Origin of the sequence: Bacteroides sp. B1-V-101, assembly GCF_023656585.1 — a bacterium.
In the GTDB taxonomy this organism is placed as follows: Bacteria; Bacteroidota; Bacteroidia; order Bacteroidales; family Bacteroidaceae; genus Bacteroides; species Bacteroides thetaiotaomicron.
This window is the reverse complement of sequence record NZ_JAMOKH010000022.1, coordinates 1-15,877: the sequence shown is the minus strand read 5'-3', so window position 1 is coordinate 15,877 and position 15,877 is coordinate 1. Positions and strand designations below refer to the sequence as shown.

28 protein-coding genes are annotated in these 15,877 nt (G+C 38.8%); 27 read left to right on the top strand and 1 reads right to left on the bottom strand.

Going from position 1 to position 15,877, the window contains the following annotated elements; all coding sequences use genetic code 11:
• The first annotated feature begins 2 nt into the window (after positions 1-2).
• From rpsS to NBH01_RS16150, 27 genes are all read left to right on the top strand, one after another.
• Entirely contained in the window at positions 3-272 is a 270-nt protein-coding gene (gene rpsS, locus NBH01_RS16280; protein WP_008762037.1) for a 30S ribosomal protein S19, read from the top strand.
• Positions 273-307: 35 nt separating this feature from the next.
• Positions 308-718 (top strand): 50S ribosomal protein L22, encoded by a 411-nt coding sequence (gene rplV / locus NBH01_RS16275; protein WP_004296344.1) that lies wholly within the window; start codon positions 308-310, stop codon positions 716-718.
• A gap of 5 nt (positions 719-723) precedes the next feature.
• Complete coding sequence (gene rpsC / locus NBH01_RS16270) at positions 724-1,455, top strand: 30S ribosomal protein S3 (RefSeq protein WP_008762038.1); 732 nt, start codon at positions 724-726, stop codon at positions 1,453-1,455.
• A gap of 23 nt (positions 1,456-1,478) precedes the next feature.
• Positions 1,479-1,913 (top strand): 50S ribosomal protein L16, encoded by a 435-nt coding sequence (rplP, locus tag NBH01_RS16265; protein WP_002558067.1) that lies wholly within the window; start codon positions 1,479-1,481, stop codon positions 1,911-1,913.
• A gap of 5 nt (positions 1,914-1,918) precedes the next feature.
• Positions 1,919-2,116: a 50S ribosomal protein L29 gene (gene rpmC, locus NBH01_RS16260; protein ID WP_008762039.1), complete on the top strand. Its 198-nt coding sequence runs from the start codon at positions 1,919-1,921 to the stop codon at positions 2,114-2,116.
• Entirely contained in the window at positions 2,113-2,382 is a 270-nt protein-coding gene (gene rpsQ, locus NBH01_RS16255; RefSeq protein WP_008762040.1) for a 30S ribosomal protein S17, read from the top strand. The genes rpmC and rpsQ overlap by 4 nt, the downstream gene beginning before the upstream one ends.
• 2 nt (positions 2,383-2,384) lie before the next feature.
• A complete protein-coding gene (gene rplN / locus NBH01_RS16250; protein WP_004296340.1) occupies positions 2,385-2,750 on the top strand; it encodes a 50S ribosomal protein L14 in 366 nt (121 codons plus the stop codon).
• A gap of 20 nt (positions 2,751-2,770) precedes the next feature.
• Positions 2,771-3,088 (top strand): 50S ribosomal protein L24, encoded by a 318-nt coding sequence (gene rplX, locus NBH01_RS16245; RefSeq protein WP_008762041.1) that lies wholly within the window; start codon positions 2,771-2,773, stop codon positions 3,086-3,088.
• A gap of 2 nt (positions 3,089-3,090) precedes the next feature.
• On the top strand, positions 3,091-3,648 hold the full coding sequence (gene rplE, locus NBH01_RS16240; protein ID WP_005675434.1) for a 50S ribosomal protein L5: 558 nt from the start codon (positions 3,091-3,093) through the stop codon (positions 3,646-3,648).
• Between the two features lie 6 nt (positions 3,649-3,654).
• Positions 3,655-3,954, top strand: coding sequence for a 30S ribosomal protein S14 (gene rpsN, locus NBH01_RS16235; protein WP_008762042.1), 300 nt, complete (start codon positions 3,655-3,657; stop codon positions 3,952-3,954).
• Positions 3,955-4,006: 52 nt separating this feature from the next.
• Positions 4,007-4,402, top strand: a complete 396-nt coding sequence (gene rpsH, locus NBH01_RS16230; RefSeq protein WP_008762043.1) for a 30S ribosomal protein S8 — start codon at positions 4,007-4,009, stop codon at positions 4,400-4,402.
• Positions 4,403-4,419: 17 nt separating this feature from the next.
• Complete coding sequence (rplF, locus tag NBH01_RS16225) at positions 4,420-4,989, top strand: 50S ribosomal protein L6 (protein WP_008765429.1); 570 nt, start codon at positions 4,420-4,422, stop codon at positions 4,987-4,989.
• Between the two features lie 21 nt (positions 4,990-5,010).
• Positions 5,011-5,355 carry a 50S ribosomal protein L18 gene (gene rplR / locus NBH01_RS16220; protein ID WP_008765430.1) on the top strand — a complete coding sequence of 115 codons (345 nt, stop codon included), beginning with the start codon at positions 5,011-5,013 and terminating at the stop codon, positions 5,353-5,355.
• Between the two features lie 5 nt (positions 5,356-5,360).
• Positions 5,361-5,879: a 30S ribosomal protein S5 gene (gene rpsE / locus NBH01_RS16215; protein ID WP_008762045.1), complete on the top strand. Its 519-nt coding sequence runs from the start codon at positions 5,361-5,363 to the stop codon at positions 5,877-5,879.
• 9 nt (positions 5,880-5,888) lie between these two features.
• Complete coding sequence (gene rpmD / locus NBH01_RS16210; RefSeq protein ID WP_004296332.1) at positions 5,889-6,065, top strand: 50S ribosomal protein L30; 177 nt, start codon at positions 5,889-5,891, stop codon at positions 6,063-6,065.
• A 31-nt stretch (positions 6,066-6,096) separates the two neighbouring features.
• Positions 6,097-6,543 carry a 50S ribosomal protein L15 gene (gene rplO / locus NBH01_RS16205; protein WP_008762046.1) on the top strand — a complete coding sequence of 149 codons (447 nt, stop codon included), beginning with the start codon at positions 6,097-6,099 and terminating at the stop codon, positions 6,541-6,543.
• Between the two features lie 4 nt (positions 6,544-6,547).
• Positions 6,548-7,891 carry a preprotein translocase subunit SecY gene (secY, locus tag NBH01_RS16200; RefSeq protein WP_008762047.1) on the top strand — a complete coding sequence of 448 codons (1,344 nt, stop codon included), beginning with the start codon at positions 6,548-6,550 and terminating at the stop codon, positions 7,889-7,891.
• Positions 7,892-7,906: 15 nt separating this feature from the next.
• A complete protein-coding gene (map, locus tag NBH01_RS16195) occupies positions 7,907-8,704 on the top strand; it encodes a type I methionyl aminopeptidase (RefSeq protein WP_011108453.1) in 798 nt (265 codons plus the stop codon).
• 1 nt (position 8,705) lies between these two features.
• Positions 8,706-8,924: a translation initiation factor IF-1 gene (gene infA, locus NBH01_RS16190; RefSeq protein ID WP_002558052.1), complete on the top strand. Its 219-nt coding sequence runs from the start codon at positions 8,706-8,708 to the stop codon at positions 8,922-8,924.
• Between the two features lie 9 nt (positions 8,925-8,933).
• Positions 8,934-9,050, top strand: coding sequence for a type B 50S ribosomal protein L36 (ykgO, locus tag NBH01_RS16185; protein ID WP_002558051.1), 117 nt, complete (start codon positions 8,934-8,936; stop codon positions 9,048-9,050).
• Positions 9,051-9,083: 33 nt separating this feature from the next.
• Positions 9,084-9,464, top strand: coding sequence for a 30S ribosomal protein S13 (gene rpsM, locus NBH01_RS16180; protein ID WP_004296328.1), 381 nt, complete (start codon positions 9,084-9,086; stop codon positions 9,462-9,464).
• Between the two features lie 11 nt (positions 9,465-9,475).
• Positions 9,476-9,865 carry a 30S ribosomal protein S11 gene (gene rpsK, locus NBH01_RS16175; RefSeq protein ID WP_004296327.1) on the top strand — a complete coding sequence of 130 codons (390 nt, stop codon included), beginning with the start codon at positions 9,476-9,478 and terminating at the stop codon, positions 9,863-9,865.
• Between the two features lie 116 nt (positions 9,866-9,981).
• Positions 9,982-10,587 (top strand): 30S ribosomal protein S4, encoded by a 606-nt coding sequence (rpsD, locus tag NBH01_RS16170; RefSeq protein WP_008762050.1) that lies wholly within the window; start codon positions 9,982-9,984, stop codon positions 10,585-10,587.
• Between the two features lie 11 nt (positions 10,588-10,598).
• Positions 10,599-11,591, top strand: a complete 993-nt coding sequence (locus tag NBH01_RS16165) for a DNA-directed RNA polymerase subunit alpha (protein WP_008762051.1) — start codon at positions 10,599-10,601, stop codon at positions 11,589-11,591.
• Between the two features lie 3 nt (positions 11,592-11,594).
• Positions 11,595-12,086: a 50S ribosomal protein L17 gene (rplQ, locus tag NBH01_RS16160; protein ID WP_008762052.1), complete on the top strand. Its 492-nt coding sequence runs from the start codon at positions 11,595-11,597 to the stop codon at positions 12,084-12,086.
• 147 nt (positions 12,087-12,233) lie between these two features.
• Positions 12,234-12,629: a DUF8440 family protein gene (locus NBH01_RS16155; protein ID WP_250700194.1), complete on the top strand. Its 396-nt coding sequence runs from the start codon at positions 12,234-12,236 to the stop codon at positions 12,627-12,629.
• A 106-nt stretch (positions 12,630-12,735) separates the two neighbouring features.
• The gene (locus NBH01_RS16150; protein WP_008765432.1) at positions 12,736-13,275 is read left to right on the top strand and encodes a DUF8460 domain-containing protein; all 540 of its coding nucleotides are present in this window, start codon (positions 12,736-12,738) and stop codon (positions 13,273-13,275) included.
• A 190-nt stretch (positions 13,276-13,465) separates the two neighbouring features.
• On the opposite strand, the gene NBH01_RS16145 is transcribed toward NBH01_RS16150, so the two are convergent.
• Positions 13,466-15,280: a MutS family DNA mismatch repair protein gene (locus NBH01_RS16145; protein WP_070750136.1), complete on the bottom strand. Its 1,815-nt coding sequence runs from the start codon at positions 15,278-15,280 to the stop codon at positions 13,466-13,468.
• Between the last annotated feature and the right edge of the window lie 597 nt (positions 15,281-15,877).

The following is a 15,877-nucleotide window of genomic DNA, read 5'->3' as shown; positions in this document are numbered from 1 at the left end:
CTATGAGTCGTTCATTAAAAAAAGGTCCATATATTAACGTAAAGCTTGAAAAGAGAATTTTTGCCATGAATGAATCTGGCAAAAAAGTCGTAGTAAAGACATGGGCCAGAGCTTCAATGATTTCGCCTGATTTTGTAGGCCATACAGTTGCAGTTCACAATGGAAATAAATTTATTCCTGTATATGTTACCGAAAATATGGTAGGACACAAGTTGGGCGAATTTGCTCCAACTCGTACATTCAGAGGACACGCTGGTAACAAGAAAAGATAACAGGAATTATTTGAAATAATAAAGTAATAAATATAATGGGAGCAAGAAAAAAAATATCGGCTGAAAAAAGAAAAGAAGCCCTTAAGACCATGTATTTTGCTAAATTGCAAAATGTTCCTACTTCTCCACGTAAGATGCGCTTAGTCGCTGATATGATTCGTGGTATGGAAGTGAACAGAGCACTTGGTGTTTTGAAATTTTCTTCAAAAGAAGCTGCTGCAAGAGTGGAAAAATTGCTTCGCTCTGCAATTGCTAACTGGGAACAGAAAAACGAACGTAAAGCAGAAAGCGGCGAGTTGTTCGTAACGCAGATTTTTGTTGATGGTGGCGCTACACTCAAAAGAATGAGACCGGCACCGCAGGGTAGAGGTTATAGAATTCGCAAACGTTCAAATCACGTAACATTGTTCGTTGGTGCTAAAAGTAATAACGAAGATCAAAATTAAGGTAGATGGGACAAAAAGTTAATCCAATAAGCAACCGTTTAGGAATTATCAGAGGATGGGATTCTAACTGGTATGGTGGAAATGATTACGGTGATTCTTTGCTGGAAGATAGCAAAATCCGTAAATATCTTAATGCAAGACTTGCAAAGGCAAGTGTATCAAGAATCGTAATTGAACGTACGCTGAAGCTCGTTACTATTACTGTTTGCACTGCTCGCCCGGGTATTATCATCGGTAAAGGTGGCCAAGAAGTTGATAAGTTAAAAGAAGAGTTGAAGAAGGTTACCGACAAAGATATTCAGATTAATATCTTTGAAGTGAAAAGACCGGAACTGGATGCTGTAATTGTTGCTAACAACATTGCTCGCCAGGTAGAAGGTAAAATTGCCTACCGCCGTGCCATTAAAATGGCTATCGCAAATACAATGCGTATGGGTGCTGAAGGTATCAAAATTCAGATTTCAGGACGTTTGAATGGAGCTGAAATGGCTCGTTCTGAAATGTATAAAGAAGGAAGAACTCCGTTGCACACTTTCAGAGCTGATATCGACTACTGTCATGCTGAAGCATTGACTAAAGTGGGTCTTTTAGGTATCAAAGTTTGGATTTGTAGAGGTGAAGTGTTTGGTAAGAAAGAATTAGCTCCGAACTTTACACAAAGCAAAGAAAGTGGTCGTGGAAACAATGGTGGAAACAACGGCGGAAAGAACTTCAAAAGAAAGAAAAATAATCGCTAAACGAATTTGAATTTTAGGAAACTATGTTACAACCGAAAAAGACAAAATTCAGAAGACAACAAAAAGGCCGTGCAAAAGGTAATGCCCAGAGAGGTAACCAGCTGGCTTTCGGTTCTTTTGGCATTAAGGCTTTGGAAACTAAATGGATTACAGGCCGTCAGATCGAAGCTGCTCGTATTGCAGTAACAAGATATATGCAACGTCAAGGACAGATCTGGATCCGTATATTCCCGGATAAACCAATTACTAGAAAACCTGCCGATGTGCGTATGGGTAAAGGTAAAGGTGCTCCCGAGGGATTTGTGGCTCCTGTAACTCCAGGTAGAATCATTATTGAAGCTGAAGGAGTATCTTACGAAATCGCGAAAGAAGCATTGCGCTTAGCTGCTCAAAAGCTTCCTATTACAACGAAGTTTGTCGTAAGACGTGATTATGATATTCAAAATCAAAATGCGTAAGGTTTATGAAAATTGCAGAAATTAAAGAAATGACTACTAATGATTTAGTAGAAAGAGTAGAGGCAGAAACAGCTAATTATAACCAGATGGTTATCAATCATTCTATTTCTCCTTTGGAAAATCCTGCTCAAATCAAACAATTACGCAGGACTATTGCGCGTATGAAAACAGAATTACGCCAAAGAGAACTTAACAATAAATGATCAGCTTGATGGAAGCAAGAAATTTAAGAAAAGAAAGAACAGGGGTTGTATTGAGCAACAAGATGGAAAAAACTATCACAGTTGCTGCCAAGTTTAAAGAAAAACACCCTATATATGGTAAGTTCGTTAGTAAAACGAAGAAGTACCATGCTCATGATGAAAAGAATGAATGCAATATCGGTGATACTGTACGCATCATGGAAACTCGTCCTTTGAGCAAGACTAAAAGATGGAGATTAGTAGAAATAATTGAAAGAGCTAAGTAATTATGATACAAGTAGAATCCAGACTTACAGTATGTGATAACAGTGGAGCTAAAGAAGCTTTGTGTATCCGTGTATTGGGTGGCACAGGTCGTCGTTACGCTTCAGTAGGAGATGTTATTGTAGTTTCCGTAAAGAGTGTTATCCCTTCGAGTGATGTTAAAAAAGGTGCAGTATCAAAGGCTTTGATTGTACGTACGAAGAAAGAAATCCGTCGTCCTGATGGTTCTTATATACGTTTTGATGATAATGCTTGCGTGTTGCTTAATAATGCAGGTGAAATTAGAGGAAGTCGTATTTTCGGTCCTGTAGCAAGAGAACTTCGTGCTACAAACATGAAGGTTGTGTCACTTGCGCCTGAGGTACTTTAATTTTGTAAAAGATTTGAGTAATGAGTAAATTACATATTAAAAAAGGCGATACAGTTTACGTAAATGCTGGCGAAGATAAGGGCAAAACTGGTCGTGTATTGAAGGTTCTTGTTAAAGAAGGTCGTGCAATTGTTGAGGGTATCAATATGGTATCTAAGAGCACTAAGCCGAATGCAAAGAATCCGCAGGGTGGTATTGTGAAGCAAGAAGCTTCTATCCACATTTCAAACTTGAACCCGGTTGATCCAAAAACTGGTAAAGCAACGCGTATTGGGAGAAGAAAGAGTTCTGAAGGAACTTTAGTGCGTTATTCTAAAAAATCAGGAGAGGAGATTTAGTAATGAGTAATACTGCTAGCCTAAAGAAAGAATATGCAGATCGTATTGCACCTGCATTGAAATCACAATTCCAGTATTCTTCAACGATGCAGGTACCCGTACTTAAGAAGATTGTTATCAATCAAGGTTTAGGTATGGCTGTTGCTGATAAGAAGATTATTGAAGTAGCAATCAATGAAATGACAGCTATCACAGGTCAGAAGGCCGTAGCTACCATTTCTCGTAAAGATATCGCAAACTTTAAGTTACGTAAAAAAATGCCGATTGGCGTTATGGTAACTTTGCGCCGTGAGAGAATGTATGAATTCTTGGAAAAACTAGTTCGTGTAGCTCTTCCTCGTATTCGTGACTTCAAAGGTATCGAAAGTAAGTTTGATGGTAAAGGTAACTATACCCTTGGTATTCAGGAACAAATCATTTTCCCTGAAATAAATATCGATAGTATTACAAGAATTCTCGGAATGAATATTACCTTTGTAACCTCTGCGGAGACAGATGAAGAAGGTTATGCCTTGTTGAAGGAATTCGGTTTACCTTTTAAAAACGCTAAAAAAGATTAATAGAATATGGCAAAGGAATCAATGAAGGCACGTGAAGTAAAGCGTGCTAAATTAGTAGCCAGATACGCCGAGAAAAGAGCCGCTTTGAAACAAATCGTGAGAACAGGTGAACCTGCCGATGCTTTTGAAGCTGCACAGAAATTGCAAGAGTTGCCTAAGAATTCAAATCCAATTCGTATGCACAACCGTTGCAAACTGACTGGTCGTCCAAAAGGTTATATCCGTCAGTTCGGAATTTCAAGAATCCAGTTCCGTGAGATGGCATCTAACGGTCTGATCCCGGGCGTAAAGAAAGCAAGCTGGTAATTATTGTTTAAATATTGTCAGGGAAGTCCTGATTAATTTAATTTATTTTTATATGACTGATCCAATAGCAGATTATTTGACGAGGTTGCGGAACGCAATTGGTGCTAAGCACAGAGTTGTAGAAGTTCCCGCTTCGAACTTGAAAAAAGAAATCACTAAGATTCTTTTTGAAAAAGGCTACATTCTTAACTATAAGTTTGTAGAAGATGGTCCTCAAGGAACTATCAAGGTTGCCTTGAAGTATGATTCTGTTAACAAAGTTAACGCAATCAAAAAATTAGAAAGAGTATCTTCTCCGGGTATGCGTAAGTATACTGGTTACAAAGATATGCCGCGTGTTATTAATGGGCTGGGTATTGCTATAATATCTACTTCCAAAGGTGTAATGACTAACAAAGAAGCTGCTGAACTGAAAATCGGTGGTGAAGTCTTGTGTTACGTATATTAATTTAGGAGGAATAAGCAATGTCAAGAATAGGAAAATTACCCATTAGTATCCCTGCTGGAGTGACAGTCACTCTGAAGGATGATGTGGTTACCGTTAAGGGACCCAAAGGCGAACTTAGCCAATATGTGAATCCTGCTATCAATGTTGCCATTGAAGACGGACACGTGACTTTAACAGAAAACGAAAAAGAAATGATTGATAACCCGAAGCAAAAGCATGCTTTCCACGGTTTGTATCGTTCTTTAGTTCATAACATGGTTGTGGGCGTGTCTGAAGGATATAAAAAGGAACTGGAACTTGTCGGTGTAGGTTACCGTGCTTCTAACCAAGGTAACATCATTGAACTGGCTTTAGGTTATACACACAATATTTTCATTCAATTGCCTGCTGAGGTGAAAGTTGAAACTAAGTCTGAAAGAAATAAGAATCCTCTTATTATATTGGAATCGTGTGACAAACAATTGCTTGGTCAAGTTTGCTCTAAAATACGTTCTTTCCGTAAACCTGAACCATATAAGGGTAAAGGTATTAAGTTTGTTGGCGAAGTAATTCGTAGAAAGTCTGGTAAATCAGCCGGCGCTAAGTAAATCATATAAAATTAGATTATTATGACAACAAAAATAGAAAGACGAGTTAAGATCAAATATAGAGTACGCAATAAGATTTCAGGTACTGCTGAACGTCCGCGTATGAGTGTATTTAGAAGTAACAAGCAAATTTATGTCCAGATTATCGATGATCTTTCTGGTAAGACACTGGCTGCTGCTTCTTCTTTAGGTATGGCTGAGAAAGTCGCAAAGAAAGAACAAGCTGCTAAAGTTGGTGAAATGATTGCTAAAAAGGCTCAGGAAGCAGGTATAACTACTGTTGTTTTCGACCGTAATGGTTACTTGTATCATGGGAGAGTAAAAGAAGTAGCTGATGCTGCTCGTAACGGTGGACTTAAATTTTAATCATTATGGCAGGAGTTAATAATAGAGTTAAGGTTACTAACGATATAGAACTGAAGGATAGATTGGTTGCTATTAATCGTGTTACTAAAGTTACCAAAGGTGGTAGAACTTTTAGTTTCTCTGCAATCGTTGTTGTAGGTAACGAAGAAGGTATTATCGGTTGGGGACTTGGTAAAGCAGGTGAAGTAACAGCTGCTATCGCTAAAGGCGTAGAATCAGCTAAAAAGAACCTGGTGAAAGTACCTGTTTTGAAAGGTACTGTTCCTCATGAACAATCAGCTAAGTTTGGTGGTGCTGAAGTATTCATCAAACCTGCATCTCACGGAACCGGTGTAGTAGCTGGTGGTGCTATGCGTGCTGTATTGGAAAGTGTTGGTATTACTGACGTTTTGGCAAAATCTAAAGGTTCTTCAAATCCGCACAACCTTGTTAAAGCTACAATTGAAGCTTTGAGTGAGATGCGTGATGCAAGAATGATTGCTCAGAACAGAGGTATTAGTGTTGAAAAAGTATTTAGAGGATAAGGAGGAGATATGTCAACTATAAAGATTAAACAAGTTAAAAGTAGAATTGGTGCTCCAGCTGATCAGAAAAGAACTCTTGATGCACTGGGACTTCGCAAACTGAACCGTGTGGTTGAACACGAAAGCACTCCTTCAATTCTTGGAATGGTAGATAAAGTAAAACACTTGGTTGCCATTGTTAAGTAATTATTTGTTGAATAAAAAAACGAATTACAATATGAACTTAAGTAATTTAAAACCTGCAGAAGGATCTACTAAGACAAGAAAGAGAATAGGACGTGGTGCCGGTTCTGGTTTGGGTGGTACTTCTACAAGAGGTCATAAAGGAGCTAAATCAAGATCTGGATACTCTAAGAAAGTTGGCTTTGAAGGTGGTCAGATGCCTCTTCAACGTCGAGTACCTAAATTTGGTTTTAAGAATATCAATCGTGTAGAATATAAGGCTATCAACTTGGATACAATTCAGACGCTTGCAGATGCTAAGAATCTGACAAAAGTTGGTATTAGCGACTTTATTGAAGCAGGATTTATTTCTTCAAATCAATTGGTTAAAGTATTGGGTAACGGAGCTCTGACTAACAAGCTGGAAGTAGAAGCTAACGCATTCTCTAAGAGTGCTGCTGCTGCTATTGAAGCTGCTGGTGGAACTGTAGTAAAACTCTGATTCAATGAGAAAAGCTATTGAAACATTAAAGAATATATGGAAGATTGAGGATCTGAGACAGCGGATCCTCATCACCATATTGTTTGTGGCAATTTACCGTTTCGGATCATATGTCGTATTACCGGGTATTAATCCGGCAATGCTGGCAAAATTGCACGAACAAACAAGTGAAGGCCTTTTAGCCTTGTTAAATATGTTCTCTGGAGGAGCATTTTCTAATGCCTCTATTTTTGCATTAGGAATCATGCCTTATATCTCTGCATCTATCGTTATTCAGCTATTGGGAATCGCTGTGCCGTATTTCCAAAAGTTGCAGCGCGAAGGTGAGAGCGGCAGAAGAAAAATGAATCAATATACTCGTTATCTGACGATTGCTATATTGTTAGTTCAGGCCCCTTCTTATTTGCTCAATCTTAAAATGCAGGCTGGCCCTTCCTTAAATGCTTCATTAGATTGGACTCTGTTTATGGTTACCTCTACCATTATTTTGGCAGCAGGTAGTATGTTTATTTTGTGGCTTGGTGAAAGAATAACTGATAAAGGTATTGGTAACGGTATTTCATTTATCATCCTGATCGGTATTATCGCTCGTTTCCCTGATGCTTTGATACAAGAAGTTGTATCCAGAGTAGCAAATAAGAGTGGTGGTCTGATTATGTTTATAATTGAAGTCGTATTCTTATTGTTAGTGATTGGTGCTGCAATCTTGTTGGTACAAGGTACAAGAAAGATTCCTGTACAATATGCTAAAAGAATCGTAGGTAATAAACAATATGGTGGTGCAAGACAGTATATTCCTTTGAAGGTGAATGCTGCTGGTGTAATGCCTATAATCTTTGCTCAGGCAATCATGTTTATTCCAATTACATTTATCGGTTTTTCCAATAATGTAAATAACGCAGGTGGTTTCTTGCATGCGTTTACAGATCATACAAGTTTCTGGTATAATTTTGTTTTTGCGGTAATGATTATATTATTTACATATTTCTATACTGCAATTACAATCAATCCGACTCAGATGGCTGAGGATATGAAGAGAAATAATGGTTTCATCCCTGGTATCAAACCGGGAAAGAAAACAGCAGAGTATATTGATGATATCATGTCTCGTATTACTTTACCGGGTTCTTTCTTCTTGGCATTGGTTGCTATTATGCCTGCTTTTGCTGGTATATTTGGGGTTCAAGCTGGATTTGCTCAATTCTTCGGCGGTACATCTTTGTTAATTCTTGTAGGTGTTGTTCTTGATACACTGCAACAGGTTGAAAGTCATTTGTTGATGAGACATTATGATGGTCTGTTGAAATCAGGTCGTATTAAGGGACGCGCTGGTGTAGCGGCATATTAATTCTTTAGAATAGAAATGATATTTCTTAAGACAGAAGATGAAATAGAATTGCTCCGTCAGAGTAACCTGCTTGTCGGTAGAACTCTAGCTGAGGTTGCCAAAGTGGTGAAGCCTGGTGTAACTACACGTGAGTTGGATAAAGTTGCTGAAGAATTCATTAGAGATAATGGGGCAACTCCAACTTTTAAAGGATTCCCGAATCAATATGGAGACCCGTTTCCTGCATCCATCTGTACTTCTGTAAATGAGCAGGTAGTACATGGAATCCCGGGGGATATTGTTCTGAAAGACGGCGATATCGTATCTGTGGATTGCGGAACTTATATGAATGGTTTTTGTGGAGATTCTGCTTATACTTTTTGTGTAGGAGAGGTAGACGAAGAAATTCGTACCTTGTTGAAGGTAACTAAAGAAGCGTTATATATCGGTATTCAGAATGCAGTACATGGAAAAAGAATCGGAGATATCGGATATGCTATTCAGCAATATTGTGAGTCTCATTCTTATGGTGTAGTGCGTGAGTTTGTCGGTCACGGCATCGGTAAGGAAATGCACGAAGATCCCCAGGTACCTAATTATGGTAAAAGAGGATATGGTCCTTTGATGAAAAGAGGTCTTTGCATTGCAATTGAGCCGATGATAACGTTGGGAGACAGACAAGTGATTATGGAAGGTGACGGATGGACTGTGAGGACCAGAGATCGTAAATGTGCTGCGCACTTTGAGCATACGGTAGCTGTTGGAGCTGGTGAGGCTGATATTTTGTCTTCATTCAAATTCATAGAAGAAGTTTTAGGAGATAAAGCAATATAATATGGCAAAGCAATCTGCAATAGAACAAGATGGAGTTATAGTTGAAGCATTGTCTAATGCAATGTTTCGTGTTGAATTAGAAAACGGACATGAGATTACTGCACATATTTCAGGTAAGATGCGTATGCATTACATCAAGATCTTGCCGGGAGATAAAGTGAGAGTCGAAATGTCTCCTTACGACTTATCGAAAGGAAGAATTGTGTTTAGATATAAATAAAATTAAGATATGAAAGTAAGAGCATCATTAAAGAAACGCACGCCAGAATGTAAGATCGTTAGACGTAATGGCCGTTTGTATGTTATTAACAAGAAAAATCCTAAGTATAAACAACGTCAAGGATAATTTGTTATTTTTGCAAAAAAAATAATTTAGTATATGGCTATAAGAATAGTTGGTGTAGATTTACCTCAGAATAAAAGAGGTGAAATTGCGTTGACCTATGTATATGGAATAGGTCGCAGTAGTTCAGCAAAAATTTTAGATAAAGCTGGTGTAGATAAAGATCTGAAGGTTAAAGACTGGACAGATGATCAAGCTGCTAAGATTCGTGAGATTATCGGTGCAGAGTATAAAGTAGAAGGTGATCTTCGTTCTGAAATCCAATTGAACATTAAGCGATTAATGGATATTGGTTGTTACCGTGGTGTACGTCATCGTATTGGTCTGCCGGTTAGAGGTCAGAGCACTAAGAACAATGCACGTACTCGTAAGGGTAGAAAGAAAACCGTTGCTAATAAGAAAAAAGCTACTAAATAATAATTGTTGATATGGCAAAAAAAACAGTTGCAGCTAAGAAGAGAAATGTGAAAGTAGACGCTAATGGACAGTTACACGTTCATTCATCTTTCAACAATATTATTGTTTCTCTTGCAAACAGTGAAGGGCAGATTATCTCTTGGTCATCTGCAGGAAAGATGGGATTTAGAGGTTCAAAAAAGAATACTCCTTATGCAGCTCAGATGGCTGCCCAGGATTGTGCAAAAATTGCATTTGATCTTGGCCTGAGAAAGGTAAAAGCATATGTGAAGGGTCCAGGTAACGGACGTGAGTCTGCTATTAGAACTATCCACGGAGCTGGTATTGAGGTTACAGAGATCATCGACGTAACTCCGCTTCCACACAATGGTTGTCGTCCTCCGAAAAGACGTAGAGTTTAATTTACCTTTAACTTAAAATGATCTTGATTTTGTTTTTGGATTGCAATAATTTCTTCTCTGCAATCGCGGCTGCAACAAATTGAGTTCATGAATAAACAATTAAATATTTAAAAGAAATGGCTAGATATACTGGACCAAAATCAAGAATAGCCCGTAAATTCGGTGAAGGCATCTTTGGAGCTGATAAAGTTTTGTCAAAGAAGAACTATCCTCCCGGACAACACGGAAATTCAAGAAAAAGAAAAACTTCTGAATATGGTGTGCAACTTCGTGAAAAGCAGAAAGCGAAATACACTTATGGAGTTTTAGAAAAACAATTCCGCAATTTGTTTGAAAAAGCCGCTACCGCTAAAGGTATTACCGGTGAGGTGCTTCTTCAATTGCTGGAAGGCCGTCTTGACAACGTAGTATTCCGTTTGGGTATTGCTCCTACACGTGCTGCTGCTCGTCAGTTGGTTAGTCACAAGCATATTACTGTAGATGGTGAAGTGGTAAACATTCCTTCATTCGCAGTAAAACCAGGACAATTGATTGGTGTTCGTGAAAGATCTAAATCTTTGGAAGTAATTGCTAACTCTCTTGCAGGTTTCAATCACAGCAAATACGCTTGGTTGGAGTGGGATGAAACTTCTAAGGTCGGTAAAATGTTGCATATACCTGAAAGAGCAGACATTCCTGAGAACATTAAAGAACATTTGATCGTTGAATTGTATTCTAAATAATAATTAATTTCATGGCGATATTAGCATTTCAAAAACCTGATAAAGTATTAATGTTGGAGGCGGACTCCAGATTCGGTAAATTCGAATTTCGTCCGTTGGAACCGGGGTTTGGTATTACCGTAGGTAATGCATTACGCCGTATCCTGCTCTCTTCATTAGAGGGTTTTGCTATCACTACTATCAGAATAGATGGTGTGGAGCATGAATTTTCTAGTGTACCTGGAGTAAAAGAGGATGTTACCAACATTATCTTGAATCTGAAACAAGTGAGATTCAAGCAAGTAGTTGAAGAATTCGAGAGCGAAAAAGTGAGCATCACTGTCGAGAATTCAAGTGAATTTAAAGCAGGTGACATAGGTAAGTATTTGACTGGATTTGAAGTGTTAAATCCGGAATTAGTTATTTGTCATTTAGATTCTAAGGCAACTATGCAGATTGATATTACTATTAACAAAGGTCGTGGATATGTTCCTGCTGATGAAAATCGCGAATATTGCACGGATGTTAATGTAATTCCAATCGACTCTATTTATACACCGATACGTAATGTCAAGTATGCTGTAGAAAACTTCCGTGTAGAACAGAAGACTGACTACGAAAAGCTAGTGCTTGAGATTAGTACCGACGGTTCTATACACCCGAAGGAAGCGCTGAAAGAAGCTGCAAAAATTCTGATCTACCACTTCATGTTGTTCTCTGATGAGAAGATCACGCTTGAAAGTAACGATACTGATGGCAATGAAGAGTTTGACGAAGAAGTATTGCATATGCGTCAGCTGTTGAAGACTAAGCTTGTTGATATGGACTTGTCAGTTCGTGCCCTCAACTGTTTGAAGGCTGCTGATGTAGAAACTCTCGGCGACTTGGTACAATTCAACAAAACTGACCTGTTGAAGTTCAGAAACTTCGGAAAGAAATCGCTTACCGAGCTTGATGATTTGCTGGAAAGTCTGAATCTATCGTTTGGAACCGACATTTCTAAATATAAATTAGATAAAGAATAAAAAATGAGACATAATAAAAAATTCAATCATTTAGGTCGTACTGCTTCTCACAGAAGCGCTATGTTATCTAACATGGCTTGCTCCTTGATCAAGCACAAAAGAATCACTACGACTGTGGCAAAGGCAAAAGCTTTGAAGAAGTTTGTTGAGCCTTTGATTACAAAGTCTAAAGAAGATACTACGAATTCTCGTCGTGTTGTATTTAGCAACCTGCAAGATAAGATTGCAGTAACAGAATTGTTCAAAGAAATCTCGGTTAAGATTGCTGACCGTCCGGGTGGTTATACTCGTATCATCAAGACTGGTAATCGTTTAGGTGACAATGCAGAAATGTGTTTCATTGAGTTGGTTGACTACAATGAAAACATGGCTAAAGAAAAAGTTGCTAAGAAAGCTACTCGTACTCGTCGTTCTAAGAAGAGTGCTGAAGCTGCTGCTCCTGCTGCTGTTGAAGCTCCTGCAACTGAAGAACCAAAAGCTGAATCAGCTGAATAATTTTAAAGTTATTCGTATACATATAAAAAAGGCTACTCACACGGGTAGCCTTTTTTGTATCTTTATATTTTAGTTATACTAAGATACATTAAAAGATTTACCGAATGAACTTTTCGTAAGAATTATCTGTTATATTTGCAGGAGAATATGGCAAAATTTGTAAAGGTAATATTGTTTCTGTTGCTGGCAGTTGCCCTTCATGGGGTCGCAGGCAATGTTTTCACTGAAAAACAGGTGGAACAACCAGAGCATGCTATTACATATTCTATGAAACCGCAGGGGCAGATTAATGCTCCAGAATCTCCTTATCTTCCTGTGGCTGAATTAACTAATTTGCAAAGCCATCAGATATCGGTGACACGCATCCAACGTGTGCAAATCGGTGAATACTTCTCTTCTCTGAGAAACGTGCTGCAATGTTGTGCAGACCGTGATAACTCGCTGTCACAGCATTGGGGAAGGATTTATAATACTACAACTTCCTATTATTGCCAGCCTGCAAGTGAATATTATGTATTTACTTTAAGGCATATTATTATTTAGACGTTTATTTATTGGTATTATTTTACAGATTGCTGGCGTTAATTATATAGTGCCGGTCAGTCTTTATTATCTTCATATTTTTACTAATAATTTAAACTTCAATATTATGGCAACTCAAGCTATTGATGCTACTATATTTGCATCTTCACATCCCGATATCGCTAAACGTACAAGTATCTCCGGTCTTTTAATTTCTTGTGTAATGTTACTGATTGGTATTTTATCTTTTGCTTCTACATTTGAACTGGAAGATAAATCGTCTACTGTCAGTATGGCTCTGATGGTCTTTGGAACAGGATTGTTCCTTTTAGGTATTTTCCGGCTTTTCTGGAAATCAAAAGAAGTGGTCTATGTACCGACAGGAAGCATAGCGAAAGAGCGTAGTATTTTCTTTGATCTGAAGCATATGGACAAGTTGACTGACCTTGTTAATTCCGGTTCATTTTCTGCGGATTCAAAGATTAAGAGTGAGGCAAGTGGTAATATACGTATGGACGTGATACTATCTGCTGATAATAAATTTGCAGCTGTACAGCTATTCCAGTTTGTACCTTATACATATCAGCCGGTGACTGCTGTACATTATTTTACCAATGATGCAGCTGCAGCTGTTGCTGCGTTTCTGACTAAAAGTCAATTGAATTAAAGGTGCTTAATGTCAAATGGTATTCATGTTGATGGCGGACTGTCATCCATCAGAAGACCATTTCTAAGATAGTGAAGTGCGGGAATGCAGGGATAAATGGATAATGGATTGATAATTACTGAATATCGCACTTCCATGTCTTAATAGCTTAGATACAAGCAGGCTTTAAGGAATAACTGACATATGGGGATTAACCGTCGATGACGGCAATCCCCATTTTTTTCATTAAGAAGCACGCATTCATGTTCTGTGCGACTCCGCTTCTCATCTGGTATGAGAATGTCAGTTCGTTGTTGGTAATGTCCGCTTCGAAACAATAATTCCGGATATTTTGTGGAAAAGCATCTATTAGTGTGCCTAACAGCAAGTCATGAGTAGCGATAATGCCATTGGCGTCCATGCTCATAAATTGTTTGATCAAGGCAAAAGAACCTTTCTGTTTGTCCATTGAGTTAGTTCCTTTCAGGATTTCATCAAGGATGATAAATAAATCTTCTCCGGCTTTGAGCTTATCAATGATTAGTTTTAGTCGTTTGAGTTCGGCAAAGAAGTAAGATTCGTTGTCGGTGAGTGAATCACTTGTCCGGAGGCTGGTGACAAGACGAGCGGGAAATATTTCCATTTTCGAAGCCCATACAGGAGCGCCAATGCAAGCTAAGAGATAGTTAACACCTACGGTGCGCAGGTAAGTACTTTTGCCTGCCATGTTGGCGCCGGTAATAATGATAAAGAACGGACGTTTCTCCATATCGATTCCATTGCGGACACATTTATTGCGGTCCATGAGCGGATGCCCTAAGGCTTCGGCTTGCAGGTGGAAAGACTGAGAAGTTATTTGAGGATAGATGTAATCCGGATGGTTGTATGAGAATGTTGCAAGAGAACAATAAGCATCGATTGCTCCGATAGCTTCAATCCAGCGGGGGAGGTCTGCGGAGTGTGCTTCTTTCCATTTCTCGATTTGCATGACCTGGCGGAGTTCCCAAAATAGGAGACCGTTCAAGATAGTGCTCATTAGCAGGTTGCCTCGTTGGTCAAGTGCATTCATGAGTTTAGCCAGGCGGTGTACGGACTGGGAAGCTGTTTGATTTCGGCTTGTAAGTTCGGCTTTCAGTTGTTGCAGTGCAGGGCTGTGCATCTCTTTTTTCTCGGTGATGAGAATCTGGTCGGCGTAAGTAGACAGAATTTGTAGTTTTTCGCCATACGTCGCTTGTATTTTGGTTATTCCTTTTGAGAAGATAAAACTGAATACGACAAAGCACGCAAATATTATCCCGCTGATGCTTGCAGGGAGAAATCCCAGAATCGTTGCGCCAATACACAGGAGGTTGATAATACCTACTGCTGTCGGGAGGATACGGAGGAAAGCGTGTTTCCGATAGTCGCTCGGACTGTTTACCCATTCTTTAATTTCAGAGGTGTCGGATGGCTTGCCTTTATAAAGTAATCCGAGCAGGCGGAATTGTTGCCGAAACTCAAGTTCTGAGGATAGTTCCCGAATCGCTTCCTGACGTTGTTCGATAGCTTCCTTTTCTTCTAGATGCGCATTGAACCAGTTGGCAAGACGCTGTTTGCCGATGGGGGTTGAAGTACGATTGATATACTGGAATAGTGAGTGCTCGCCAAATATGTCCAAGTCGAAAGTATAGAGGTGAGACGGATCGATGTATTCCTTTCCGTTGTCGAAGTCGGAAAAGTCATATTGCAGTGCTCGTAGCTCCTGCTGATTGATTTCTATTTTCTTTTTGAGATAATCTTTCCAGTAAAACCATCGGTTGTGGCTTTGCACCAGCCAAATGAAAGCGATGATGGGAAGTACGGTAAGTACGATGAGTTTTAACCATCCATCGGACCAAAAAATAATGGCGGAGGCTACTGCTTCTACGAATAAGATCAGTCTCAGAAGGCTGATATAGCGAATGCGTTTCCGCGCTTTTTGTAGTTGTTGTTCTGTTTCCTGAATGATTTGTTGATAGGTTGCTATAATATTTTCTTGTTTTTCCATACGATTATATTGCTTTTCGGACAAAGGTAATATAATTCGTAAAAGGCAGAATGGGAGCGTGTTTTTGTAAAGAGCAGATTTACTCTTTATTAACGGTCATTCAGTAATCGGTGATGAAGCAAGTTGTGATGGTTTAGAGCAAAGTTACATAGGAAATAAACACACTTTGTTATTGTCACTTGTCACCTTTGCGTGATAAGTGTCTTATAATTAGTCAAGTAATGGTGATAATAACCGGTGATAATAAGGTGATAATAGATGTTTTTCTGCTTTCTATTATCACCTGTTTTTAATAGATAATACGGTTAATTTGCTGATTATCAGTGGTAAGCGCACTGTTTTAAAGCCTTTGCCTATTTATGTTAAGAACTCCCTTTTAGGCATGAATGTACGTTGTTTATGCCATATATTACTTCCTGTATGCCGCCTATATTAAGACAAGACTCGGCAACCTTAGCCTGTAAACAAGGTTTGTGTCTTACCCTGGATTTGGTTGACTACTATAAGTATCAACTAAAATGAATAAAAGATGAAAAAGAGTGACATGACCTTTAGTCCTTATCAGCTTGAACTTCTTGGCGATTTCTATCGTTCGAA